This is a genomic window from Tabrizicola sp. M-4 (genome assembly GCF_051132405.1).
Taxonomy (GTDB): Bacteria; Pseudomonadota; Alphaproteobacteria; order Rhodobacterales; family Rhodobacteraceae; genus Paragemmobacter.
Map to the genome: position 1 here is coordinate 1790718 of NZ_CP128606.1, position 23320 is coordinate 1814037.

23 protein-coding genes are annotated in these 23320 nt (G+C 65.3%); 12 read left to right on the forward strand and 11 right to left on the reverse strand.

The window, feature by feature from the left end; genetic code table 11:
* From TabM4_RS08615 to TabM4_RS08630, 4 genes are all read left to right on the forward strand, one after another.
* On the forward strand, positions 1-1221 hold the full coding sequence (locus TabM4_RS08615) for an MFS transporter (RefSeq protein WP_434621209.1): 1221 nt from the start codon (positions 1-3) through the stop codon (positions 1219-1221).
* A gap of 87 nt (positions 1222-1308) precedes the next feature.
* Complete coding sequence (locus TabM4_RS08620) at positions 1309-1884, forward strand: DUF924 family protein (protein ID WP_434621212.1); 576 nt, start codon at positions 1309-1311, stop codon at positions 1882-1884.
* A gap of 96 nt (positions 1885-1980) precedes the next feature.
* Complete coding sequence (gene lpdA, locus TabM4_RS08625) at positions 1981-3375, forward strand: dihydrolipoyl dehydrogenase (RefSeq protein WP_434621215.1); 1395 nt, start codon at positions 1981-1983, stop codon at positions 3373-3375.
* Positions 3376-3478: 103 nt separating this feature from the next.
* Complete coding sequence (locus TabM4_RS08630; RefSeq protein ID WP_434621218.1) at positions 3479-4642, forward strand: MFS transporter; 1164 nt, start codon at positions 3479-3481, stop codon at positions 4640-4642.
* On the opposite strand, the gene TabM4_RS08635 is transcribed toward TabM4_RS08630, so the two are convergent.
* Entirely contained in the window at positions 4633-4968 is a 336-nt protein-coding gene (locus TabM4_RS08635) for a rhodanese-like domain-containing protein (protein ID WP_434621220.1), read from the reverse strand. The genes TabM4_RS08630 and TabM4_RS08635 overlap by 10 nt on opposite strands.
* 197 nt (positions 4969-5165) lie before the next feature.
* Between TabM4_RS08635 and uvrA the strand changes: the two genes are divergently transcribed.
* Positions 5166-8024 carry an excinuclease ABC subunit UvrA gene (gene uvrA, locus TabM4_RS08640; protein WP_434621223.1) on the forward strand — a complete coding sequence of 953 codons (2859 nt, stop codon included), beginning with the start codon at positions 5166-5168 and terminating at the stop codon, positions 8022-8024.
* Positions 8025-8074: 50 nt separating this feature from the next.
* On the opposite strand, the gene TabM4_RS08645 is transcribed toward uvrA, so the two are convergent.
* The 3 genes from TabM4_RS08645 to TabM4_RS08655 form a co-directional block, all read right to left on the reverse strand.
* Complete coding sequence (locus TabM4_RS08645; protein WP_434621226.1) at positions 8075-8281, reverse strand: YgaP family membrane protein; 207 nt, start codon at positions 8279-8281, stop codon at positions 8075-8077.
* A 104-nt stretch (positions 8282-8385) separates the two neighbouring features.
* Positions 8386-9024: a Crp/Fnr family transcriptional regulator gene (locus TabM4_RS08650; protein ID WP_434621980.1), complete on the reverse strand. Its 639-nt coding sequence runs from the start codon at positions 9022-9024 to the stop codon at positions 8386-8388.
* A gap of 116 nt (positions 9025-9140) precedes the next feature.
* Positions 9141-10640, reverse strand: a complete 1500-nt coding sequence (locus TabM4_RS08655) for a CoA-acylating methylmalonate-semialdehyde dehydrogenase (protein ID WP_434621229.1) — start codon at positions 10638-10640, stop codon at positions 9141-9143.
* 103 nt (positions 10641-10743) lie between these two features.
* Between TabM4_RS08655 and TabM4_RS08660 the strand changes: the two genes are divergently transcribed.
* The gene (locus TabM4_RS08660; RefSeq protein ID WP_434621232.1) at positions 10744-11643 is read left to right on the forward strand and encodes a LysR family transcriptional regulator; all 900 of its coding nucleotides are present in this window, start codon (positions 10744-10746) and stop codon (positions 11641-11643) included.
* On the opposite strand, the gene TabM4_RS08665 is transcribed toward TabM4_RS08660, so the two are convergent.
* Positions 11622-12215, reverse strand: a complete 594-nt coding sequence (locus TabM4_RS08665) for a hypothetical protein (protein WP_434621235.1) — start codon at positions 12213-12215, stop codon at positions 11622-11624. The genes TabM4_RS08660 and TabM4_RS08665 overlap by 22 nt on opposite strands.
* Positions 12216-12356: 141 nt before the next feature.
* On the opposite strand from TabM4_RS08665, the gene TabM4_RS08670 reads away from it, so the two are divergent.
* Positions 12357-12791 (forward strand): CBS domain-containing protein, encoded by a 435-nt coding sequence (locus tag TabM4_RS08670; protein WP_434621238.1) that lies wholly within the window; start codon positions 12357-12359, stop codon positions 12789-12791.
* 85 nt (positions 12792-12876) lie between these two features.
* Positions 12877-13368, forward strand: a complete 492-nt coding sequence (gene coaD, locus TabM4_RS08675; protein ID WP_434621241.1) for a pantetheine-phosphate adenylyltransferase — start codon at positions 12877-12879, stop codon at positions 13366-13368.
* Between the two features lie 56 nt (positions 13369-13424).
* Here the strand turns inward: coaD and TabM4_RS08680 are convergent, their stop codons facing one another.
* The 5 genes from TabM4_RS08680 to gap (TabM4_RS08700) all read right to left on the reverse strand — a co-directional run bounded on the left by TabM4_RS08680 (position 13425) and on the right by gap (TabM4_RS08700) (position 18622).
* Positions 13425-13586 (reverse strand): hypothetical protein, encoded by a 162-nt coding sequence (locus tag TabM4_RS08680; protein WP_434621244.1) that lies wholly within the window; start codon positions 13584-13586, stop codon positions 13425-13427.
* A gap of 148 nt (positions 13587-13734) precedes the next feature.
* Positions 13735-16272, reverse strand: a complete 2538-nt coding sequence (locus TabM4_RS08685; protein ID WP_434621247.1) for a cation:proton antiporter — start codon at positions 16270-16272, stop codon at positions 13735-13737.
* A gap of 93 nt (positions 16273-16365) precedes the next feature.
* The gene (gene gap, locus TabM4_RS08690; RefSeq protein WP_434621250.1) at positions 16366-17367 is read right to left on the reverse strand and encodes a type I glyceraldehyde-3-phosphate dehydrogenase; all 1002 of its coding nucleotides are present in this window, start codon (positions 17365-17367) and stop codon (positions 16366-16368) included.
* A 96-nt stretch (positions 17368-17463) separates the two neighbouring features.
* Positions 17464-17607 carry a hypothetical protein gene (locus tag TabM4_RS08695; RefSeq protein WP_434621253.1) on the reverse strand — a complete coding sequence of 48 codons (144 nt, stop codon included), beginning with the start codon at positions 17605-17607 and terminating at the stop codon, positions 17464-17466.
* Positions 17608-17617: 10 nt separating this feature from the next.
* A complete protein-coding gene (gap, locus tag TabM4_RS08700; RefSeq protein WP_434621255.1) occupies positions 17618-18622 on the reverse strand; it encodes a type I glyceraldehyde-3-phosphate dehydrogenase in 1005 nt (334 codons plus the stop codon).
* 195 nt (positions 18623-18817) lie between these two features.
* On the opposite strand from gap (TabM4_RS08700), the gene TabM4_RS08705 reads away from it, so the two are divergent.
* Entirely contained in the window at positions 18818-19792 is a 975-nt protein-coding gene (locus TabM4_RS08705; RefSeq protein WP_434621258.1) for a DUF808 domain-containing protein, read from the forward strand.
* A gap of 33 nt (positions 19793-19825) precedes the next feature.
* On the opposite strand, the gene tkt is transcribed toward TabM4_RS08705, so the two are convergent.
* Positions 19826-21841, reverse strand: a complete 2016-nt coding sequence (gene tkt, locus TabM4_RS08710) for a transketolase (protein WP_434621261.1) — start codon at positions 21839-21841, stop codon at positions 19826-19828.
* A 141-nt stretch (positions 21842-21982) separates the two neighbouring features.
* Here tkt and TabM4_RS08715 point away from each other — a divergent pair, with 141 nt between their 5' ends.
* From TabM4_RS08715 to TabM4_RS08725, 3 genes are read left to right on the forward strand one after another with little or no spacing between them, the layout of a single operon-like run.
* Positions 21983-22600 (forward strand): hypothetical protein, encoded by a 618-nt coding sequence (locus TabM4_RS08715; protein ID WP_434621264.1) that lies wholly within the window; start codon positions 21983-21985, stop codon positions 22598-22600.
* Positions 22593-22961, forward strand: a complete 369-nt coding sequence (locus tag TabM4_RS08720; protein ID WP_434621267.1) for a cell division protein ZapA — start codon at positions 22593-22595, stop codon at positions 22959-22961. The genes TabM4_RS08715 and TabM4_RS08720 overlap by 8 nt, the downstream gene beginning before the upstream one ends.
* Positions 22958-23287 carry an MliC family protein gene (locus tag TabM4_RS08725; protein ID WP_434621270.1) on the forward strand — a complete coding sequence of 110 codons (330 nt, stop codon included), beginning with the start codon at positions 22958-22960 and terminating at the stop codon, positions 23285-23287. The genes TabM4_RS08720 and TabM4_RS08725 overlap by 4 nt, the downstream gene beginning before the upstream one ends.
* Positions 23288-23320: the final 33 nt, after the last annotated feature.

The following is a 23320-nucleotide window of genomic DNA, read 5'->3' on the forward strand; positions in this document are numbered from 1 at the left end:
ATGATCCGCGTCATCTCCACCTCCTGGCCGCTGCTTCTGGGCGTGATGCTGCTGATGGTGGGGAACGGGATACAGGGCACGCTGCTGGGCATCCGGGGGGCGATCGAGGGATTCTCGACCTATGAGATCTCCATCGTCATGTCGGCCTATTTCGCGGGTTTCCTGATCGGGTCGCAGGTCGCGCCCTCGCTGATCCGCAAGGTGGGGCATGTGCGCGTCTTCGCGGCGCTGGGGTCGCTGATCTCGGCGGTGCTGGTCGTCTATCCCGTCGCCGCCGACTGGGTCGTGTGGACGGCGTTGCGGGTGCTGATCGGGTTCTGCTTTTCGGGCATCTACATCACCGCCGAAAGCTGGTTGAACAATGCCGCCACGAACGAGACGCGGGGGCAGGCGCTTTCGGCTTATATGATCGTGCAGATGGTGGGGATCATCGCCAGTCAGGCGATCCTGAACGTCGGCGATCCCTCGGGCTTCGTGCTATTCGTCATTCCTTCCGTCCTCGTGTCGCTGGCCTTCATGCCCATCCTGCTGGCCCCCACGCCCGCGCCCACCTTCGAGACGACGAAACCCCTGTCCTTCCGCGCGCTGTTCCGCATCTCGCCGCTTGGCTGCGCGGGGATGCTGCTGACCGGGGGGGTGTTCTCGGCCATGTTCGGCATGGCCTCGGTCTGGGGCGCGATGGAGGGGCTGTCGGTGCGCGACATCTCCATCTTCGTGGGTGCGCTTTATGTGGGTGGCCTCGTGCTGCAATATCCCATCGGCTGGCTGTCGGACCGGATGGACCGCCGCCTGCTGATCACCTCGCTTTCGGGCATCGCCGCCGGGACGATGCTGATCGCGGGGCTTTTCCCGTTGCCCTTCTGGGGCTATCTGGTTGCGGCGCTCCTGCTCGGGGGGATCACCAACCCGGTCTATGCGCTGCTCATCGCCTATACCAACGACTTCCTGTCCAAGGATGACATGGCCGCCGCCAGCGCGGGGATGATCTTCCTGAACGGCTTCGGGGCGATCTTCGGGCCGCTGGTCACGGGCTGGCTGATGCAGCAGGTGGGGGCGGGCGGGTTCTTCCTGTTCATCTCGGCGCTTTACGTCGCGCTGACGGGCTATGCCGTCTGGCGGATGACACGCCGCGCCGCGCCGGAAAGCACCGCGCCCTCTGCCTTCATCGTGCCGACCGCCTCGTCGGTCGCGGCGGCGGCGGTGATCGACAAGGATCGCTGAGGGCCGCAGGCCGCGCCCCGGCAATCGTCGGTTGCGCGCTGTGGCTTTCCCTGCCACCTTCGGCCTTCAAGCAGGGAGGGAAGCGCCATGTCGGACCCGATCGAACTCCTCGATTTCTGGCTGGACGAGGTGGGACCCGATGGTTGGTATGCCGGGGGCGAGGTGCTGGATGCCACCTGCCGTGACAGGTTCGTGGATATCTGGACCGCCGCGCGCGACGGCGGCTTGGAGCATTGGGTGGAGGGGACGGTCGGCAGCCTTGCCTTCCTGATCCTGACCGATCAGTTGCCGCGCAACATGTTCCGCGGTCGTGCCGAGAGTTTCGCCACCGATCCGCTGGCGCTGGCCGCCGCAAGGCGGGCCGTGGCAGAGGGATGGGACATGGATGCCCCGGAACCCGAGCGGCAATTCTTCTACATGCCCTTCGAACATTCGGAAGATCCCGCGGATCAGGCGACCGCCGTGCGCCTGATGGAAGAGCGGCTGTCGTCGGATCCCGAGATGGCGCTGCATGCCCGTGCGCATCAGGCGGTGATCGCCCGCTTCGGCCGCTTTCCGGGGCGGAACGAAGCGCTGGGTCGGTTCAGCACGCCGGAAGAGCAGGACTGGCTGGATCAGGGCGGCTATGGGGCCGAAGTCCGCCGCCTGAAGGAGGCCGGCTAGCCATGCAGCCCGTGCATAGGCCCCCGGCGCGGCCTTCGTTGCTTGGGTGGGAAAAATAGTTTAAGGCCAAACCAATTTCTTTGAGGGAGGAAACCCATGGCCGCAGCCTATGATGTGATCGTGATCGGTGCAGGTCCCGGCGGCTATGTCGCCGCGATACGGGCGGCGCAACTGGGCCAGAAGGTCGTTATCGTCGAACGCGAACATCTGGGCGGCATCTGCCTGAATTGGGGCTGCATCCCCACGAAGGCCTTGCTGCGGTCGGCGGAAGTGTTCCACCTGATGCACCGCGCCAAGGAATTCGGGCTCAAGGCGGACGGGATCGGCTATGACCTGCCCGCCGTCGTCGCCCGCTCGCGCGGGGTGGCGAAGCAGTTGTCGTCGGGCATCGGCCACCTGATGAAGAAGAACAAGATCGCCGTTGTGATGGGACAGGCCACCGTCACCGCCAAGGGCAAGGTCAGCGTCAAGACCGACAAGGGCGTGGAAGACCTCACCGCCCCGCACATCATCCTCGCCACCGGCGCGCGCGCCCGCGAACTGCCGGGGCTGGAGGCGGATGGCGACCTCGTCTGGACCTACAAGCACGCGCTGCAACCCAAGCGCATGCCGAAGAAACTGCTCGTCATCGGCTCCGGCGCCATCGGCATCGAATTCGCTTCCTTCTTCAACACGCTGGGCGCGGATACGACCGTGGTGGAGGTGATGGACCGCATCCTTCCCGTCGAGGATGCCGACATCAGCGCCTTCGCCAAGAAGCAATTCGTCAAGCAGGGAATGAAGATCCTTGAAAAGGCGGGCGTGAAGAAACTGGACCGCAAGCCGGGCGTCGGCGTGACCGCGCATATCGAGGTGGGCGGCAAGATCGAGACACATGACTTCGACACGGTGATCTCCGCCGTGGGCATCGTCGGCAACGTGGAAAACCTCGGGCTGGAAGCCTTGGGAGTGAAGATCGACCGCACCCATGTCATCACCGACGAATACTGCCGCACGGGCGTCGAGGGCCTCTACGCCATCGGCGACATCGCGGGCGCGCCCTGGCTGGCGCACAAGGCCAGCCACGAAGGCGTCATGGTCGCCGAACTGATCGCGGGCAAGCATCCGCACCCGATCAAGCCCAACTCCATCGCGGGCTGCACCTATTGCCACCCGCAAGTGGCATCGGTCGGCCTGACGGAAGCGAAGGCGAAAGAGGCGGGTTACGACATCAAGGTCGGCCGCTTCCCCTTCATCGGCAATGGCAAGGCCATCGCGTTGGGGGAATCGGAAGGCATGATCAAGACCGTCTTCGACGCCAAGACCGGCGAACTCCTCGGCGCGCATATGGTGGGCGCGGAAGTGACGGAGCTGATACAGGGCTACGTCGTGGGCCGCGCGCTGGAGACGACCGAAGAAGACCTGATGAACACCGTCTTCCCGCATCCGACGCTGTCCGAGATGATGCACGAGGCGGTGCTTGACGCCTACGGCCGCGCGCTGCACTTCTGACGCCGCGCCCGGTGCCGGGCCGGGGAGGGGGGCTGTCTGCCCCCCACGGGCCGCCTTGCGGCCCTCCCCCCGAGGATATTTGAAAACGGATGAAGGGGCGGGGATGCGCGCTGTCGTGACGGTGCTGGCGATCTGGCTGGCAGGGCTGGGATCGGCGGCGCAATTCGGCAAGCTGTCGGTCGCCTTCGACCTGATGGCCGCGCGCTATCCGGAACAGGGGGCGGCGGGGATCGGGTTGATCGTGTCCATCGTCGGCATCGTCGGGCTGATCTTCGGCACCACGGCGGGGCTTCTGGTCGCCCGCATCGGGCCGCGCCGGGCCATCGTGGCGGCTTTGGCGCTTGGCGCTGCCGTCTCGGCGGTGCAGGTGCTGCCCTTGCCCTATGCAGGGCTGATCCTGACACGGGTGCTGGAGGGGGTCTCGCATCTGGCCATCGTCGTCGTGGGCCCGACGATGATCGCGGGCATTGCCCCCCCGCGTCATCAGGGGCTGGCGATGACTCTGTGGAGCAGCTTCTTCGGCGTGACCTATGCGCTGCTGGCGATCATCGGGCCACCGCTTCTGGCTGAGGGCAGCATCACGCCCCTGTTCCTGACCCATGCCGCATGGATGGCAGCACTTGCCGTGGTCCTGCGCCTGCTTTTGCCCGATGACCCGCCCGCGCCCAGCTTGACCATGGGCAGCGGGCTGATTGTGCAGCATCTGGCCATCTATGCCTCGCCCCGGATCGCGGCCCCTGCCTTGGGCTTTGTCTTCTATACCGCGCTTTATGTGGCGCTCCTGACCCTGTTGCCGCCCCTCCTGCCGGAAGGCCAGCGCGCGCTGGCCGCGGCGGGAATGCCGCTTTTCTCCATCGCCGTGTCACTGACGCTGGGGGTCTGGGGGCTGCGCTACCTGACGGCGGTCGGCATGGTGCAGGTGGGCTATGCCGCCGGGGTGCTGGCCACGTTGATGCTGTGGCTGGGCTGGGGGCAGGGGGATATTGCGCTGGTCGCGGCCTTCCTTCTGGCCGGCGCGATGGGGATCGTGCAGGGGGCGAGTTTCGCCTCCATCCCGCAACTCAATCCGGCGGCGGAGGACCGCGCCCGGGCCTCGGGCGCGGTGGCGCAACTGGGCAATGTGGGCACCACGACCGGGACGCCCGTGCTTGCGCTGATGGTGGGGGCGATGGGGCCTTCCGGCCTCATCGCCTTTTGTCTGCCGCTGTGCCTTGCGGGCATCGCGGTGCATCTGCTGCAGGCGCGCAGGCGGGCGCGTCAGGCGTGAGGCTGCACCTCGCCGCCGCAGCCGCACCAATCGCCGAAACCGCCGATGTTCACGGCCTCATGCCCGAACTGTTCCAGCAGCGCCACTGCACGCCCCGCCCGCGCGCCTGCCGCGCAGAAGACGGCGACGGGCTTGCCCGCCAACCGCTTGTCAAAGTCGGGAGAGCGGGGATCAGCCTTCAGGGGCAGCAGGCCCAGCGGGATATGCACCGCCCCCTTCGCCGTGCCGGAGGCCGCAACCTCGCCCGTCTCGCGCACGTCGAGCAGCGTCAGCCGCCCCTGTTTCGCCAGATCGATGGCCTGCGGAACCGAAGTGATCGCAATCATGGCATATCCTTTCCATGGGAAAATCTTGCCGCAAACATATTGCAAAAAATGAATATGTAAAGAGGGCAACGCTCAGTTGATGAAATGCCGGGCGACTTCCCGGTTGGGATTGGACTTGTTCATGGAATGTTCACATTTTTGGATTGGAGACTCGCCCGCGATGCCCTATCTCTGCCGCATCCGTCCGGGGGTGTGGCATGGCCGAACAGAAGTTCATCGAAGTGCGCGGGGCGCGCGAGCATAACCTGAAGGGGGTCGATCTCGACATTCCCCGCGATCAGCTTGTGGTCATCACCGGCCTGTCGGGTTCCGGCAAGTCATCGCTCGCCTTCGACACGATCTATGCCGAAGGGCAGCGCCGCTATGTCGAATCGCTCTCGGCCTACGCGCGGCAATTCCTCGACATGATGGGGAAACCGGACGTGGACCATATCTCGGGCCTGTCCCCCGCCATCTCCATCGAACAGAAGACCACGTCGAAGAACCCCCGTTCCACCGTGGGCACGGTGACGGAGATCTACGACTACCTCCGCCTGCTCTTCGCCCGCGTCGGCACGCCCTACAGCCCCGCCACCGGCCTGCCCATCACCGCGATGCAGGTGCAGGACATGGTGGATGCCGTCATGGCCATGCCGGAAGGCACGCGCGCCTATCTGCTGGCGCCGATCGTCCGCGACCGGAAGGGGGAGTACAAGAAGGAATTCCTCGACCTCCGCAAGCAGGGCTTCCAGCGGGTCAAGGTGGACGGGCAGTTCTACGAGCTTGAGGAACCGCCCACTCTGGACAAGAAGTTCCGCCATGACATCGACGTGGTGGTCGACCGTATCGTCGTGCGCGAAGGGATCGAGACGCGCCTCGCCGACAGTTTCCGCACCGCGCTGGACCTTGCCGACGGTATCGCGATCCTCGAAACCGCGCCGGCGGAGGGCGACCCCGAACGCATCACCTATTCGGAAAACTTCGCCTGCCCGGTGTCGGGCTTCACCATCCCCGAAATCGAACCGCGCCTCTTCTCCTTTAACGCGCCCTTCGGGGCCTGCCCGGCCTGCGACGGCCTCGGGGTGGAGCTTTTCTTCGACGACCGCCTCGTCGTACCCGATCAGGGCCTGACCCTGATGCAGGGCGCGCTGGCACCTTGGGCGAAATCGAAAAGCCCCTATTTCACGCAGACCATTCAGGCGCTGGCCAAGCACTACGAATTCGACCCCAAGAAGAAGTGGAAGGACCTGCCCGCGCATGTCCAGCAACTCTTCCTCTATGGCTCCGGCGATGAGGAGATCAGGTTCCGCTATGACGAAGGCGGCCGCATCTACGAGGTCTCCCGCGTCTTCGAAGGCGTCATTCCCAACATGGAACGCCGCTACCGCGAAACTGACAGCGCCTGGGTGCGCGAGGAGTTCGAGCGGTATCAGAACAACCGAAACTGCGGCACCTGCCACGGCTACCGCCTGAAACCCGAGGCGCTGGCTGTCAAGATCGCGGGCCTGCATGTGGGCGAAGTCGTCCGCATGTCGATCAAGGAAGCCTTTGCCTGGATCGGCACGGTTCCCGACCACCTCACGAACCAGAAGAACGAAATCGCCCGCGCCATCCTGAAGGAAATCCGCGAACGCCTTGGATTCCTTGTCAATGTCGGCCTCGACTACCTGACGCTTTCGCGCAACGCGGGCACCCTGTCGGGCGGGGAATCGCAGCGCATCCGTCTGGCATCGCAGATCGGCTCCGGACTGACGGGCGTCCTCTACGTCCTCGACGAACCCTCCATCGGCCTGCACCAGCGCGACAATGACCGCCTGCTGACCACGCTGAAAAACCTGCGCGACCAAGGCAATACCGTCCTCGTCGTGGAACATGACGAAGACGCGATCCGCGAAGCCGACTACGTCTTCGACATCGGCCCCGGCGCGGGCGTCCACGGCGGCCGCGTCGTCAGCCACGGCACGCCCCAGCAAGTCGCCGCCGATCCGGTCAGCCTGACGGGCCAATACCTGTCAGGCCAGCGCGAGATCGCGGTGCCGAAGACCCGCCGCAAGGGGAATGGCAAGAAACTCACCGTCGTCGGCGCCACGGGCAACAACCTCAAGGACGTTACCGTCGACTTCCCCTTGGGCAAGTTCGTCTGCGTAACGGGCGTGTCAGGCGGGGGGAAATCCACCCTTACCATCGAAACCCTCTTCAAGACCGCCGCCATGCGCCTGAACGGCGCGCGGGAAACCCCGGCACCTTGCGAGACGATCAAGGGTTTCGAACATCTCGACAAGGTCATCGACATCGACCAGCGCCCTATCGGCCGGACTCCGCGTTCGAATCCAGCCACTTACACGGGGGCCTTCACACCGATCCGCGACTGGTTCGCGGGCCTGCCCGAAGCCAAGGCGCGGGGCTACCAGCCCGGACGGTTCAGCTTCAACGTCAAAGGCGGGCGCTGCGAGGCCTGCCAAGGCGATGGTGTCATCAAGATCGAGATGCATTTTTTGCCCGACGTCTATGTCACCTGCGAAACCTGCAAGGGGCAGAGATACAATCGGGAAACTTTGGAAATAAAGTTCAAGAACAAGAGCATATCCGACGTTCTTGATATGACTTGCGAGGATGCGCAAAGCTTCTTTCAGGCGGTTCCCGCGATCCGTGAAAAGATGGATGCGCTCTGTCAGGTCGGGCTTGGCTACATCAAGGTGGGCCAGCAGGCTACGACCCTGTCAGGCGGCGAGGCGCAGCGGGTGAAGCTGTCCAAGGAACTGTCGCGGCGCGCGACGGGGCGGACACTCTACATCCTCGACGAACCGACAACAGGTTTACATTTCGAGGATGTGCGCAAGCTTCTTGAAGTGCTGCATGAACTTGTCGAACAGGGCAATACGGTCGTGGTGATCGAACACAACCTTGATGTCATCAAGACCGCCGACTGGATCATCGACATCGGCCCCGAGGGCGGCGATGGCGGTGGGCAGATCGTGGCCGAAGGCACGCCCGAGGATGTGGCCAAGGTGGAGCGCAGCCATACCGGGCGCTATCTCAAGGATATGCTGAAACCCCGCCGCGTGGCCGCGGAATGAGGGACGCGCCGCCCGTCTGGGCGGCGCATCCTTTTCCGGCGTGACGTCGGTCAGGCCTTCTTCATCGGGCAGGTCGACAGGCCGAGTATGGAGTAGAGCGGACAGGTCGACATGACCCCCGTCAACAGCGGCACGATCCCGATGAGATAGGCCCAGCGATAGGCCGCGTCGGCGTTCAGGAAGAACCCCGCCAGCAGCGCCAGCCCGACCACGATCCGCAGCACCCGGTCAATTCCACCGACATTCTTCTTCAGCATGATGGTTCCCTTTCCCTCTTTTGCCCCAGCTCCGGGGACATGCAGAAAGGATAGCGAATCATGAATGTCTTGTCTGTGACCTGATCACAGGGCGCGCGCGGTTCTCAATTTCCGCGCGCCCGCCGCAGGGCGGCTTCGTCCCGCAGGACGACCTCGCCACGGTCCGTCGTCACCCAACCCGCCTTGGCAAAGGCGTCCAGCTTGCGTGAAACGACCTCGCGCGCCGATCCGATCCGCGCCGCGATGTCGGATTGCGTCGCCCGCACCACGCCGCCCTCGGCCAGATCCAGCAGGACGCCTGCCAGCCGCGCCTCCACCCGCCCGAAGGCCACCGATTCAAGAAGGCGCGTCAGGTCGGCCATGCGCTGCCCGAAGGACCGCAGGACAAAGCCGCGGAAGGCCGCGTCACGGTCCATCAGGCGCAGGAACAGGGGTTTGGGGATGGTCACCACTTCGGCCTCGCTGACGGTGGCGGCGGTGCCGCTATAGGGTTCGTCCCCCATCAGGCCCAGCGTCGTCTGGATGCAGCTTTGCCCCGCCTCGACGGCGTAAAGCAGGATTTCCCGTCCCGAAGGCCCGGTCAGATAGACCTCCACCCGCCCCGACAGCACCACGGGAAACCCCTGCGCCCGGTCGCCGGGGGCAAACAGGTCAAGGCCGCGCGGCAGGCTCCGCTTCTGCAAATGGGCAAGCTCCGCGCGTGTCTCGGGCTGTATCGCCCCCAGTTCCGCCATCCAGTCCATCAGGCCACCATCCAAACCGACAGTGGCAAGAGACCAGCACAACCCGCTCCGATCAAGCCCCATGCGAAAAGGGCCGCCCTTTCAGGCGGCCCCTTGCAGATAGTCCGGCGGATGGATCAATCCATCGGCTTGAAGTTCAGGCTCGCGCCTTCCTTGATCCCCGACGGCCAGCGCGAGGTGATGGTCTTCGTCCGCGTGTAGAAGCGGAACGCGTCCGGCCCGTGCTGGTTCAGGTCGCCGAAGGCCGACTTCTTCCAGCCGCCGAAGGTGTGATAGGCCAGCGGAACCGGGATCGGCACGTTGATCCCGATCATGCCCACGTTCACCCGCGCCGCGAAATCGCGCGCCGTATCGCCGTCGCGCGTGAAGATCGCGGTCCCGTTTCCATATTCATGGTCCATCGCATAGGCCAGCGCCTCCTCATAGGTCTTGGCGCGGACGGTCGACAGGACGGGCCCGAAAATCTCTTTCTTGTAGATGTCCATGTCGCGGGTCACATGGTCGAACAGGTGCGGCCCGACGAAGAACCCGTCCTCGTATCCCTGCAGCTTGAAGTTCCGCCCGTCCACGACCAGCTTCGCCCCCTGCGCCACGCCGGATTCGACCAGCTTCAGGATGTTTGCCTTCGCCGCCGCCGTGACGACGGGGCCGTAATCCACATCGTTTCCGGCGGTATAGGGCCCGACCTTCAACTTCTCGATCCGCGGGATCAGCTTTTCGATCAGCGCATCCGCCGTCGCATCGCCCACCGGCACCGCGACCGAGATCGCCATGCAGCGTTCGCCCGCCGCGCCATAGCCTGCACCGACGAGCGCATCCGCCGCCTGATCCATGTCGGCATCCGGCATGATGATCATGTGGTTCTTCGCCCCGCCGAAGCACTGCACGCGCTTGCCGTTGGAACAGCCGCGCCCGTAGATGTACTCCGCGATAGGGGTGGACCCGACGAAGCCGATCCCTGCGATGATCGGGTTATCAAGGATCGCGTCCACCGACTCCTTGTCGCCGTTGATCACCTGCAGCACGCCATCGGGCAGCCCCGCCTCCTGCATCAGCTCCGCCAGCATCAGGGGAACCGAAGGGTCGCGTTCGGACGGTTTCAGGATGAAGGCATTCCCGCAGGCCAGCGCCGGGCCCATCTTCCACATCGGGATCATCGCCGGGAAGTTGAACGGGGTGATCCCCGCCGCCACGCCGATGGGCTGGCGCATCGAATACATGTCGATCCCCGGGCCTGCGCTATCGGTGAACTCGCCCTTCAGCAGATGCGGCGCACCGATGCAGAATTCCATCACCTCCAGCCCGCGCTGGATGTCGCCCTTGGCGTCCGGAACGGTCTTGCCATGCTCCGACGACAGCACCTCGGCCAGTTTCTGCATGTCGCGGTTCAGAAGGCGCACGAATTCCATCATCACCCGCGCGCGGCGCTGCGGGTTGGTGGCCCCCCATTTCACCTGTGCGGCGGCGGCATCGGCAGTGGCCGCATCCAGCTCTGCCTTGGTCGCCAGCGCGACACGCGCCTGCACCTCACCCGTCGCCGGGTTGAAGACGTCGGCGAAACGGCCCGACGTGCCCTTCACATGCTTGCCGTTGATCCAGTGACCGATCTCTTTCATGGGATCCTCCCTCAATGCGTTGGCGGCACAATAGCCTTGCGGAAATGCCGCAAACAGAGGAAAGAACTCAAACAGGCTTTGCAAAAATGCAGGACAACCGCGAATGGACTGGGACGACCTCCGCATCTTCCTTGCCGTCGCCCGCAGCGAAAGCCTGTCCGGCGCGGGCAAGCGGCTGAAGATCGACGCGGCCACCGTTGGCCGCCGCATCGCAAGGCTGGAAGAGGCGATGGGCGCGCGATTGTTCGCCAAATCCCCGCAAGGCTATGCCCTGACCGAGGAGGGCACCCGCCTTCTGCCCCATGCCGAACGCGCCGAAACCGCGCTGGACGGCGCGCGCGAGGCGCTCAGCGGCCCCGAGGGCCTGTCGGGCCAGATCCGCATCGGCGCGCCGGATGGTTGCGCCAACTATCTGCTGCCGCAGGTGCTTGCGGAAATCTGCGACGCCAATCCCGGCCTCGAGGTCCAGATCGTGGCACTCCCCCGCGTCTTCAACCTGTCGAAACGCGAGGCCGATCTCGCCATCGCCGTAAGCCGCCCGACGGCGGGCCGCCTGACCGTGCAGAAACTGACCGATTACCGCCTGCACCTTGCCGCCCATCCCGAATACCTTGCCCGCTCGGCCCCCCTGACCGGGCCGCAGGACCTGCGCCACCACCGCCTCGTGGGCTATATCCCCGACATGATCCATGACAAGGAACTCGACTACCTGGCCGAACTGGGGGCCGGGACGGTGGCGCTGGCCTCCAATTCCGTCTCGGTGCAGTTGAACTGGCTGCGCGCTGGGGCAGGGGTCGGCGTGGTGCATGACTTCGCCCTTCCCGCCGCGCCGGAACTGAGGCGGATCATCCCCGAACAGGTGGCGCTGACGCGCAGTTTCTGGCTGATCCGCCATGCCGATGACGGGCGCGTGGCGCGTCTGAACCGCTTTGCCGATCTGCTGGCGCAAGGCCTGCGGCGCGAGGTCGCGCGGCTGGAGGCTTATTCGAGACAGGAAGGGTAGGGCGCCTCCTCCCCCTCTACCACCGGGCAGAGGCGCAGGGATAGAAGCGCCTCGCCCCTTGGCCGCCACTCGGCCATGCCGGGCAGGGTCTGGCCGGATGCGGCCTCTCCGCGCGCGGCCCATTGCAGGGTAAAGACATCCGCCCCAGCGACCGCCACGAGGATGAGCGCGCTTTCCGAATACCCGCCCGCATTGCCGCAGGAAAACATCACCAGATGCGCCGCCTCCGCCCCGGACACCTCCTGCGTGCCCTCATCCGATCCCCAGAAGGTTTCGGGACAGGCCTCGCGGAACCCCGCGCCGATGGTTGAGGCCACATCCAAAGGCTCGGGCAGGTTGCGCGCCAGCCCTTCCGCCGCCGACAGGGTGATCATCTGCGACCACTCCTCGACGCTTTCTCCTTGGGGCACGAATTCCAGCAGATAGCTTCCATCCGCCTCGTTCTCATAGGCTCCGACAAAGCCCTCGGCCAAGGGAAAGGCCACCACCCGCCCATAGGCGCGCGTCGTGGCCGTCATCTCCTGCGCCATGGCGGGCAGGGCCAGACCCGCCGCAAGAACCAGTCCCATCATCACCCGCATCGTCGCACCCCGGCCAGACAGCGGCCATATCCTCCCCGCAAGCCATGGCTCTGTAAAGCCATACAGTTTCGTTGACAGACGCCGGATGCACGCGCACCATCATTCTGACAACGAGGGAAGAGGGAGGAGCCCATGCTTGTCAGCCAGATCCTGAAGACCAAGGCCGATGACGGCGTCGTCACCGTGCCGCCCGGAACATCCGTCGCACAAGTGGCCGAAACGCTGTCCACCCGCCGTATCGGGGCGGTGATCGTCTCGCCCGATGGCAAGCGGGTTTCGGGCATCGTGTCGGAACGAGACATCGTGCGCGAACTTGGTCGCCGCGGCCCCGCCTGCCTTGCCGACAGCGTGGACAGCATCATGACGGCGAACACCATCGGCTGCCGCCGCGAGGATCGCGCCAATGACGTGCTGCAGAAGATGACCGATGGCCGCTTCCGCCACATGCCGGTGATGGACGGCAACCAGATGGTGGGCCTCATCTCCATCGGCGACGTGGTCAAGGCGCGTCTCACCGAACTCGCCATGGAAAAGGACGCGCTGGAAGGGATGATCAAGGGCTTCTGACATCCCGGCTTCAGGCGCTTTGGGTCTTGCGCTCATCCGCGCAATAATGTTGCGTGCATCCACGCGACCAAGGGGGAGTGGACCCATGCGCATCGGCCTTTATCCGGGCACCTTCGACCCCATCACGCTGGGCCATGTCGACATCATCCAGCGCGCCATGGCGCTGGTCGACCGTCTGGTGATCGGCGTGGCGATCAACCGCGACAAGGGCCCGCTCTTCTCGCTCGAGGAACGGGTGGCCATGGTGCAGGCCGAATGCGCGACGATCCAGGCCAAGACCGGGGGCGAGATCGTCGTCCATCCCTTCGAGAACCTGCTGATCGATTGCGCCCGCGACGTGGGGGCCAGCGTCATCGTGCGGGGCCTGCGGGCGGTGGCGGATTTCGAATATGAATTCCAGATGGTCGGCATGAACCGCGCGCTGGATGCCAGCATCGAGACGGTCTTCATGATGGCCGATGCCCGCCGTCAGGCCATCGCGTCGAAACTGGTGAAGGAAATCGCCCGGCTTGGCGGCGACGTTTCGAAATTCGTGACACCACCCGTCGAGGCCGCGCTGAAGGCGCGCTTTGCCTGAGATGTGAAAAGGGGGCCGCAGGGGCCCCCTTCCACCGTGCCGGTATGGCGCGGGTCTTACTTGCCGTAGACGGCAGCCCAGGCGATGCGATCCGCATCCTCCGGGAAAATCCCAAGGTCCAGTGCCACATCCCGCGGCATCCGGGCGATCTCGTCGCGGGTCTGGCGATACAGCGCGCGGGTTGCGGCGGCGGCCTTCAGCGTGTCGATCAGTTTCATGTCTCGTTCCTTTCACGAACCTGCCAAGGGCTTCTCGGTTATCCCTTCGGCATGCCGTGAAGATGGGCGCGTTCGTTACCGCTAACAACCGCCATGGCGGGGATGCCGCCATGCGTCTGGCGCATGGCTTGCGCGCAGAATGCAAGCCTCAGCGCAGCCGCGCCATCAGATGGCGCGCGGCCTTGGGGCCCGAGGGGGCGGGCAGATCCACGATCACCCCGCGCTTCTCCGCACTGGCCTTCACGGCCGCCGCCAGATCGGGCACCTGCGCCATCAGCGCCACGAATTCCTGTTCCTGAAGGGTCAGCAGCATCGTATGGCTCAGCGCGCGCACGGTGGCCCGCCTTGGCCGCTTCTGCAGCACCGACAGGTGACCGAACATCTCACCCTGTCCCAACAGATGCCGCGTCCCCGCGATCTCCGCCTCCACCGCGCCGCGCGCCACGAACCAGACGCGGTCGGGCAGGGCCTCCTTGCGCACCAGAACATCCCCCGGCGCTGCGTAGACCGCCTTCATCCGCCGCGAAAGCTGCTTCAACGATGCCTCGTCCAGCGCGGCAAACAGCGCAAAGCCCCGCAGGATATCCACCCGCTGCACCGCAAGGTCGAGCTTTGGCCGTGTCGCCAGCTTTGCCCTCTCTTCCGCGATGCGCTGCTGCAGCGACAGGCGCAGTTCCGGCCCGATCAGCCCGTCCTGCGTAAGCTGATCATATTCCACCTCTTCCTGCCGCAGCGCGAGGCGCCGGATCAGCCGCCGCTCCACCTCTTCGGCATAACCGGGGAACTGGATGCGCAGCCCCTCCATCTCGCGCCCGGCCTCCTCCATCCGCCAGCGCAGAAGGTCGGCCAGAAGGGCCGCCACCCGCTTGCCATGGATGCGCAGGATGCGCTTTTCGGTGAAGGTGATCAGGAAGCGCAGCATCTGCTGATGCGCGACAAGGAATTCGAACCGGTCCGCGATCAGGCTCTGCAACCCTGCCGTCAATCGGAACCGGCTATGCGCCCATTCCGCAAGTCCCAGCAGCCGCCCCCGCCGCAGCGCCCGCCGCGCCTGCGCGCGATAGCCGCCGCGCCCCGCCGTCCGCGTCGCCTCGATCAGGCGGTCGGCATCCGTCAGCATCCGTTCCGCCGTCCGGTCCGAAATGAACCCGTCGCGGAAGGCGTACAGCACAAGGTCCCGCTCATGCCCCGCCATGGCGACAAGGCCCAGCGTCACGCGGTCCTTGTCCAGAATGTCCTGCGCCTCGTCGGCCTTTTCCACCGCACGGTTCAGCCTTTCGCCGAACCGCTTGGCCTCTTCGCGGATGATGGCGGGCGTCAGGTCAAAGCTGCGCACGGTTTCGGCGACCGTTTCGCGCACATCCTGCAAGGCCACCGCCACCACCTGATCCGACAGCGCGCGATCCAGTGGCGAGAGCCGGTCCAGCCCCAGCCAGCCGATCAACGGGCGCAGCGTCGTGCCCTGCACCAAAAGCGTGAACAGCACGAAGCCCGTCGCCACGATACCCACCTGCCGCTTGATCTCGAACGGGATCGCCGGGTTCTCCGTGACCGCCAGCGCCAGCGCCAGCGTCACCGCCCCGCGCAGGCCGCCCCAGAGGATGGCGATGCGATAGGGCCGCTCCACCTTCGGCGACAGCCGCGCCAGCGTCAGCAGCGGCAGCAGGCCCCAAAGGATCACCGCCCGCGCCACGAAGGCCGCAACCACCACCACCGCCACCAGCAGGAAGTCATGCGCCCGCGCCTGCCCCAGCGCGCTCGGCACCAGAAGCGCGGCAAGGACGAAGATCATCCCCCCCGCCCAATAGGCCAGCAGGTTCCACGCCTCGCGCAGGAAGGCCAGCGCAGGGGGCGCAAGACGACCGGGCGACAGGAAGTTCACCGTCATCCCCGCCACCACGGCCGCCACCACGCCCGATGCGGCCAGCATTTGGTCCACGATCAGGAAGGTGGCGAAGGGCAGAGCGAAACTGACCGAAAGCTGCGCCAGCGGCCACGGGTTCATCCGCGCCATGGCCGACATCGCCACCCGCGCCAGCGCCCAGCCCACTGTCGCCCCGGCCCCGATCACCCAAGGCAGTTGCATCAGCACGGTCAAGGGCTCCGGCTCCGTCTCGCGCATGACAAGGGCCGAGAGAAAGACCGAAAACAGCGCGATGGCCGCCGCGTCGTTCAGAAGACTCTCCCCCTCGACGATGCGGGCAAGGCGCTGCGGGGCAGGGGTGGCGCGGAATATGCCCACGACCGCCGAAGGATCGGTTGTCGAAACGATGGCCCCCAGCAGCAGACAGGCCAGCACCGGCAGCGTGGTAAAGGGCATCAGCGCCATCGCAATCACCACCGTCGCCACGAAGACGGCGATCACCGCCAGCGACAGCACAGGCACCCAGTCATCCATCAACCGCCGCAGGTTCAGCGTCAGCGACACCTGAAACAGCAGGATCGGCAACAGCACATAGATGAACACATCCGATGAGATGGGCAGGCTCAGGATAGCCAGCGCCACGGGGTTCAGCGCATCGGTCATCTCGGTGCGCCAGAACCACGCCGCCCCCGCGCCGATGGACATGCCAAGGCCGACAAGGATCACGGGCACAGGCAGCCGCAGCCGCGCGGCAAGCGGCTCCGCCAGAGCGATGGCCAGAAACAGCCCGCTCAGAATCGCGATGACGACGATAAGATCCATGACGTCCTAGTTAAGTCTTTGCGACGGAAACAAAAGCAAAGGCCGGTCACAACATATGACCGGCCTGCAACAAAGACGCGTGACGGGCAGAAATCAGATCAGTTTGCCCATCGCCACGGCAGTATCGGCCATCCGGTTCGAGAAGCCCCATTCATTGTCATACCAAGACAGAATCGACACGAAGGTGCCATCCATCACCTTAGTCTGATCCATGTGGAAGACCGACGAATGCGGGTCATGGTTGAAGTCGGACGAGACGTTCTTGAACTCGGTATAGCCGAGGATGCCCTTCATCGGCCCATCCGCCGCCGCCTTGATCGCCGCGTTGATCTCTTCCACGCTCGTCGCGCGCTTGGCGATGAATTTCAGGTCCACGACGGAAACATTCGGCGTCGGCACGCGGATCGCGAAACCGTCCAGCTTGCCCTTCAGCTCCGGCAGCACCAGACCCACGGCCTTCGCCGCCCCCGTGCTGGTCGGGATCATCGACAGTGCGGCGGCGCGGGCGCGATACAGGTCCTTGTGCATCGTATCCAGCGTCGGCTGGTCGCCGGTATAGGAATGGATGGTCGTCATCATCCCCTTTTCGATGCCCACCACCTCGTTCAACACCTTCGCCACCGGCGACAGGCAGTTCGTGGTGCAAGAGGCGTTGGAGACGACCACGTCATCCTTGGTCAGCGTGTGGTGGTTCACGCCATAGACGATGGTCTTGTCCGCCCCGTCGCCGGGGGCCGAGATCAGCACGCGCTTCGACCCGTTCTCCAGATGGGCAAGGCACTTCTCCTTGGAGGTGAAGATGCCCGTGCATTCCATCACGATATCCACATGGCCCCAAGGCAGGTCCGCCGGATTGCGGATCGCGGTCACCTTCATCGGCCCGCGCCCCACATCGATCCAGTCCTCGCCCGTGGTCACCTGCGCCGGGAACCGGCCATGCACCGAATCGAACCGCAGCAGATGCGCATTCGTCTCCACCGGACCCAGATCGTTGATCGCCACGACCTCGATGTCCTTCCGGCCCGACTCGATGATCCCGCGCAGCACGTTGCGCCCGATCCGGCCGAACCCGTTGATGGCGACTTTGACGGTCATGGCATTCCCTCCGAATGGATTTCCACGGCGAATCCCGCGCCGCGATAGCGCTAACATCCGCAGAACGGGTAAAAGTTCAACCCGACTCTGCCCTGCTCAGCGCCAGAATGCCAAGAATTCGATAAAGACGAAGAACTTTCTCATCAGGAACAGCAGCGCCTCGCCGCCATTCCCGACGATATCCGCGATGACGAGCCCTATCACGGCAAGGGCAAGGATCAGTGCGATGCGGTCGGTCACGACCCCTCCATCAGTGGAGGAGCCGCCCCATCACCCCGGCCACGTCGGCCATCCGGCAGGAGAAGCCCCACTCGTTGTCATACCACGCCAGCACGCGCACCGTGCGGCCGCCGACCACCTTGGTCTGGTCCGGGGCGAAGATAGACGAATGCGGCGTGTGGTTGAAGTCGATCGAAACCTTCGGTTCCGGGTCATAGGCCAGCACCATGCCCATGTAGCCCGCCGCCGCCTCGCGCACGATCTCGTTCACGTCCTGCACCGTCACGGACTTGCCCGCGACGAAGGTCAGGTCCACCGCGCTGACATTCGGCGTCGGCACCCGGATCGCGGTCCCATCCAACCGCCCGGCCAGTTCCGGCAGAACCTCGCCCAAAGCTTTCGCCGCGCCCGTGCTGGTGGGGATCATCGCCATGGCGGCGGCGCGGGCGCGATACAGGTCCTTGTGCCGCCGGTCCAGCGTGGGCTGATCGCCGGTATAGGAATGGATCGTCGTCATGATCCCCGATTCAATCCCGATCGCGTCGTTCAGCACCTTGGCCAAGGGCGCAAGACAGTTCGTCGTGCAGGACCCGTTGGAAACCACCAGATGCTCCGCCGTCAGGCTGCGGTGGTTCACGCCATAGACCACCGTCTTGTCCGCCCGCTTGGCCGGGGCCGACACCAGCACCCGCTTCGCCCCGCGCCCCAGATGCACCGCCGCCCTGTCGCGGTCGTTGAACTTGCCCGTGCATTCCAGCACGACATCCACGCCGTCCCAGTCCAACTCCTCCGGATTGTAGGTCGACATCACCCGGATCGGCCCGCGCCCCAGATCCAGCGTGTTCTCCCGCACCTTCACCGTGCCGGGGAACCGCCCATGCACCGAGTCGTATTTCAGCAGATGGGCATTCGTCTCGATCGGCCCCGTGGCATTGATCGCCACCACCTGCACGTCATTGCGGGCGCTTTCCGCGATATGCGCCAGCGTGCAACGCCCGATGCGCCCGAAACCGTTGATGCCGATGGTGATGGTCATGCCTGCCGCTCCATGCCGTTGCATACCGTGGGATGCTTTGCGCTTACCCAAGGGCGGCAGAGTCGAAAAGTCCAAAAGCGACGCAAAATCAACATGTTAACGCAAACATCCAAGGTTTGCGCTAACATCCCGTGACCTTTGCCAAAAGGCCGCAGCCGGGATAGGAAGAACGCATAGGAACAAGGGAAGATTTGCATGAGTGGTCTGCTCGCCCTTCTGGATGACGTCGCCGCCATCGCCAAACTCGCCGCCGCCTCTGTCGATGACATCGCCGCCGCCGCCGCCAAGGCCGGGACAAAGGCTGCAGGCGTGGTGATCGACGACGCGGCGGTGACGCCGAAATACGTCCACGGCTTTTCCGCCGACCGCGAACTGCCCATCATCTGGCGCATCGCGCTTGGCTCCATGCGGAACAAGCTTCTGATCCTCCTGCCCGCGCTCCTTGCCCTCGACCACTTCCTCCCGGCGGCCATCACGCCCCTCCTGATGCTGGGCGGTGCCTATCTCTGCTTCGAAGGGGCCGAAAAGGTCGTCCACGCCTTCGCCCCCCATGCCGACGATCAGGTGGCCGAGGATTACGACACGCAGGACCCCGCCCATCTGGAAGAGGAGAAGGTCGCTGGCGCCATCAAGACCGACTTCATCCTGTCGGCCGAGATCATGACCATCGCGCTGGCCACCATCGAAAGCCCAAGCTTCGCGATGCAGGCCGTCACGCTGGCCGTGGTGGGCGCGCTGATCACCGTCGCGGTCTATGGCGCGGTGGCGCTGATCGTGAAGATGGATGACATGGGCCTGCACATGGCCGCCACGGGCCGCACCGGGGCAGGGCGCGCGCTCGGGCGTGGGCTGGTGCTGGGGATGCCCAAGCTCATGGCCTTCCTGTCGCTGGTCGGCACCGCGGCGATGCTCTGGGTCGGCGGCAACATCGTCATCCACGGGCTTGAGGTGACGCATCTCTGGGCCTGGCCTTATGAAACGATCCACCACATCGCCGATGCCACAGCCTCTGCCCTCGGCACCGCACAGGGCTTCGTCGCTTGGGCCGTCACCGCCTTCTTCGACGGCATCTTCGGCCTGATCCTTGGCGTCGTCCTGATCCCTGTCGCCACGCGGGTGATCGGCCCCCTGATCGCCGCCGTCACCGGAAAGAAGAAGGCCGCGCACTAGGCGCGGCCTCCAAACATCCCCAAGGACATCAGGTCAGAGCAGCGACTTCGCCACCGCCACGGCATTCTCCGCCGTGATGCCGAATTCCTTGTAAAGCCGCTCCATCGGGGCCGATGCGCCAAAGGACGACATGCCCACGAATCCGGCCTTCGTCTCTTTCCCGCGCTCACCCAGCAGCCAGCGGTCCCAGCCCTGACGCACACCCGCCTCGATGGCCACCCGCACAGGTCCGCCCGGCAGGATGCGCTTGCGATAGGCCTCGTCCTGCTGCGCGAAGAGTTCCATCGACGGCATCGACACCACGCGCGTCCCGATCCCCTCGGCCTCCAGGGCATCGCGCGCCTTCAGCGCGATCTCCACCTCGGACCCGGTCGCGATCAGGATGACCTGACGCTTCCCCGTCGCCTCGGCCAGCACATATGCCCCCTTCGCGACGAGGTTCTGGTTCACATGCGCCTTGCGCACCGCAGGCAGGTTCTGACGGCTCAGCGCCAGCACGGTGGGCGTCGCCTTCTGCGTCAGCGCCACTTCCCACGCCTCCGCCGTCTCCACCATGTCGGCGGGGCGGATCACCAGCGTGTTCGGCGTCGCGCGGCTTATTGCCAGATGTTCCACCGGCTGGTGGGTCGGGCCATCCTCGCCCAGACCGATGGAGTCATGGGTCATCACATAGACGACCGGCAGCCCCATGAGCGCCGACAGACGCATCGACGGGCGCGCATAGTCGGTGAAGCACATGAAGGTCCCGCCATAGGGGCGCACGCCCCCGTGCAGCGCCATCCCGTTCATCGCCGCCGCCATCCCGTGTTCGCGGATGCCGTAATAGACGTAACGCCCCTTGCGATCCTCGGGGGTAAAGACGCCCAGATCGGCGGTCTTGGTGTTGTTCGACCCGGTCAGGTCCGCCGACCCCCCGATGGTTTCCGTCATGACCGGATTGACGGCAGCCAGCACCTTCTCGGATGCCGCACGGGTTGCCAGCTTCGGCAGGCTCTCAACCGCCGCCTTCTTCACCCCGCGAATGACCGAAGCCAGCTTTGCCGGGGCCTCGCCCGCGAAAATCCGCGTGAACTCCGCCTGCTTCGCCGCCGAAAGCGCGGCGAAGCGCGCATGCCATTCGGCATGGGCCTTGGCGCCACGCGCGCCCTTGGCTTCCCAGGCCTTCTTCACATCCGCCGGAATCTCGAACGGACCGTATTCCCAGCCATAAGCCGCCTTCGCCGCCGCCATCTGCGCGGCATCCGTCAGCGCCCCGTGACCCTTCGACGTGTCCTGCGCCGCATGGCCCAGTGCGATATGCGTCTTGCAGGCGATCATGGTGGGCTTGTCCGACGCCTTCGCAGCCGTCAAGGCACGGTCGATATCCTCCGGATCATGCCCGTCGCAGGACAGCACGTTCCACCCCGACGCCGCGAACCGCGCCTTCTGGTCCGTCACGTCGGCAATCGACACCTTTCCGTCGATGGTGATGCCATTGTCATCCCACAGCACGATCAGGCGGCTCAATTGCTGCTTGCCCGCCAGAGCAATCGCCTCCTGCGAAACGCCTTCCATCAGACAGCCGTCGCCCGCGATCACATAGGTGTAGTGATCGACGATCTTCGCCCCCCAGCGCGCCCGCAGGTTTTCCTCGGCCATCGCGAAACCGACCGCATTCGCGATCCCCTGACCCAGCGGCCCGGTCGTCGTCTCCACCCCGGCCGCATGCCCGAATTCCGGATGCCCCGCCGTGATCGCGCCCCACTGGCGGAAGTTCTTGACCTGCTCCAGCGTCATGTCCGCATAGCCGGTCAGGTACAGCAGCGAATAGATCAGCATCGACCCGTGCCCCGCCGACAGGATGAACCTGTCGCGGTTGGCCCAACGCGGCGCGGCGGGATCGAAGTTCAGATGCTTCTCGAACAGCACCGTCGCCACATCGGCCATGCCCATCGGCATCCCGGAATGCCCCGAATTCGCCGCCGCCACGGCATCCAGCGTCAAGGTGCGGATCGCGCAGGCGCGCTTCCAGTGGTCCGGGTGGCGGGCGCGGAGCGTCTCGATATCCAAGGCCGTGATCCTGTCAGTGAGTGGGGTTTTACGGCCCCGCTTTAGGCAACCCCGCCAGCAAGATCAAGCAATCCCCGCAAGCCCTTGGGTGCAAAGAGGTGAGTTGCGCCTTATTCTTGCGCTACACTCCGGCTCAGAACGGTGCCGCGCGATTCGCGCGTCGCCGCTCTGGCCCGCCGATCCGGGGCAGACCGGACCAAGAACGAAAAGAAACGACACGCAGGACAGAAGGGCTTCGACATGCAGGATCTGGCCGAACTGGAACGCCGCATCGCCGCCGCCTTGCAGCGCATCGGCGACGGGATCGAGGCGGTCACCGCCGCACCGCCGCCAGCCGAGGATGCCGCCGCGAAGGATGACATCATCGCCGATCTCACCGCCGCATTGGAGGCCGAACGTCAGGCCAATGCCGACCTCCGCGCCCAACTGGAAGAGGCGCAATCCGCCGCCCCCATGGCGGTGGACGTGCCCGCCGATGCCGCCGACCTTCAGGCCCGGCTCGACCGGATGACCGCGCAACTCGACGTGCAGGGGCTTGAAATGCAGCGCATGCGCAAGACCGTGGTGCAACTGCGCGAAAACCTGCGCGGACTGCGCCGCTCGCAGGCCGCGAACCTTGCCGATCCCGATCAGATCAACCGCGCCATGATGGCCGAACTCGAAGCGATGCGCGTGACCCGCCTGTCCGAAGTGGCCGAGATGGACGAGATCCTCTCCGAACTCACCCCCCTGATCACCGAGGAGCGCGCCGATGCCTGAACTCACCGTCACTATCGGCGGCCGCGCTTTCGCCGTCGCTTGCCAAGAGGGAGAGGAGCATTTCCTGCGCTCCGCCGCTGCCATGCTGGATGCCGAGGCCCAGCCGCTCGTCGCCCATATGGGCCGCCTGCCCGAGGCGAAGATGCTCCTCATGGCCGGCCTCATGCTGGCCGACAAGACGGCAGCGGTCGAGGATGAGATCCGCACCCTGAAGGCGCGGCTCGCCGAATTGGAGGCCCGCCCCGAGACCCGTGTCGAGGTGCCGGTCATCCCCCCGCAGGTGACCGAAACCTTGGCCGAGATCGCCGCCCGGGCCGAGGCCTTGGCCCAGAGGCTGGACGAGGCGCGGGGCGCGGCATGATGCGGCGCGCGGCCTTGGCGCTGCTCCTGCTCTCCAGCCCCGCGCTGGCCGAGACACAGGTGCAGAACGGCAGCTATCTCTGCGACCGCGACGTGACGGTGCCGGTCGTCTATGTGAATGCTGACGACCTGTCGCTGGTGGTCCTGCATGTCGATGGGTCGCAGATCCTGCTCTACGACGAACCCGCCGCCTCCGGTGCCCGCTATGGCTGGCCCTCCGGCGGGTCCGGCTATGTCTGGTGGACCAAGGGGGCAGAGGCCACGCTCTACTGGAAGGATGGCGAGGCCGGAACCGAAACCGCCATCCTCTCCTGCAAACAAGGCTAGGCGCATACCGCTTTTGATGCGGTATGTTCTGCG

What these genes read in the sequence shown, in the direction of transcription:
- TabM4_RS08615 (WP_434621209.1), top strand. Translation starts at nt 1, where the DNA reads ATGATCCGCGTCATCTCCACCTCCTGGCCGCTGCTTCTGGGCGTGATG.
- TabM4_RS08620 (WP_434621212.1), top strand. Translation starts at nt 1,309, where the DNA reads ATGTCGGACCCGATCGAACTCCTCGATTTCTGGCTGGACGAGGTGGGA.
- lpdA (WP_434621215.1), top strand. Translation starts at nt 1,981, where the DNA reads ATGGCCGCAGCCTATGATGTGATCGTGATCGGTGCAGGTCCCGGCGGC.
- TabM4_RS08630 (WP_434621218.1), top strand. Translation starts at nt 3,479, where the DNA reads ATGCGCGCTGTCGTGACGGTGCTGGCGATCTGGCTGGCAGGGCTGGGA.
- TabM4_RS08635 (WP_434621220.1), bottom strand. Translation starts at nt 4,968, where the DNA reads ATGATTGCGATCACTTCGGTTCCGCAGGCCATCGATCTGGCGAAACAG.
- uvrA (WP_434621223.1), top strand. Translation starts at nt 5,166, where the DNA reads ATGGCCGAACAGAAGTTCATCGAAGTGCGCGGGGCGCGCGAGCATAAC.
- TabM4_RS08645 (WP_434621226.1), bottom strand. Translation starts at nt 8,281, where the DNA reads ATGCTGAAGAAGAATGTCGGTGGAATTGACCGGGTGCTGCGGATCGTG.
- TabM4_RS08650 (WP_434621980.1), bottom strand. Translation starts at nt 9,024, where the DNA reads ATGGACTGGATGGCGGAACTGGGGGCGATACAGCCCGAGACACGCGCG.
- TabM4_RS08655 (WP_434621229.1), bottom strand. Translation starts at nt 10,640, where the DNA reads ATGAAAGAGATCGGTCACTGGATCAACGGCAAGCATGTGAAGGGCACG.
- TabM4_RS08660 (WP_434621232.1), top strand. Translation starts at nt 10,744, where the DNA reads ATGGACTGGGACGACCTCCGCATCTTCCTTGCCGTCGCCCGCAGCGAA.
- TabM4_RS08665 (WP_434621235.1), bottom strand. Translation starts at nt 12,215, where the DNA reads ATGATGGGACTGGTTCTTGCGGCGGGTCTGGCCCTGCCCGCCATGGCG.
- TabM4_RS08670 (WP_434621238.1), top strand. Translation starts at nt 12,357, where the DNA reads ATGCTTGTCAGCCAGATCCTGAAGACCAAGGCCGATGACGGCGTCGTC.
- coaD (WP_434621241.1), top strand. Translation starts at nt 12,877, where the DNA reads ATGCGCATCGGCCTTTATCCGGGCACCTTCGACCCCATCACGCTGGGC.
- TabM4_RS08680 (WP_434621244.1), bottom strand. Translation starts at nt 13,586, where the DNA reads ATGAAACTGATCGACACGCTGAAGGCCGCCGCCGCAACCCGCGCGCTG.
- TabM4_RS08685 (WP_434621247.1), bottom strand. Translation starts at nt 16,272, where the DNA reads ATGGATCTTATCGTCGTCATCGCGATTCTGAGCGGGCTGTTTCTGGCC.
- gap (WP_434621250.1), bottom strand. Translation starts at nt 17,367, where the DNA reads ATGACCGTCAAAGTCGCCATCAACGGGTTCGGCCGGATCGGGCGCAAC.
- gap (WP_434621255.1), bottom strand. Translation starts at nt 18,622, where the DNA reads ATGACCATCACCATCGGCATCAACGGTTTCGGGCGCATCGGGCGTTGC.
- TabM4_RS08705 (WP_434621258.1), top strand. Translation starts at nt 18,818, where the DNA reads ATGAGTGGTCTGCTCGCCCTTCTGGATGACGTCGCCGCCATCGCCAAA.
- TabM4_RS08720 (WP_434621267.1), top strand. Translation starts at nt 22,593, where the DNA reads ATGCCTGAACTCACCGTCACTATCGGCGGCCGCGCTTTCGCCGTCGCT.
- TabM4_RS08725 (WP_434621270.1), top strand. Translation starts at nt 22,958, where the DNA reads ATGATGCGGCGCGCGGCCTTGGCGCTGCTCCTGCTCTCCAGCCCCGCG.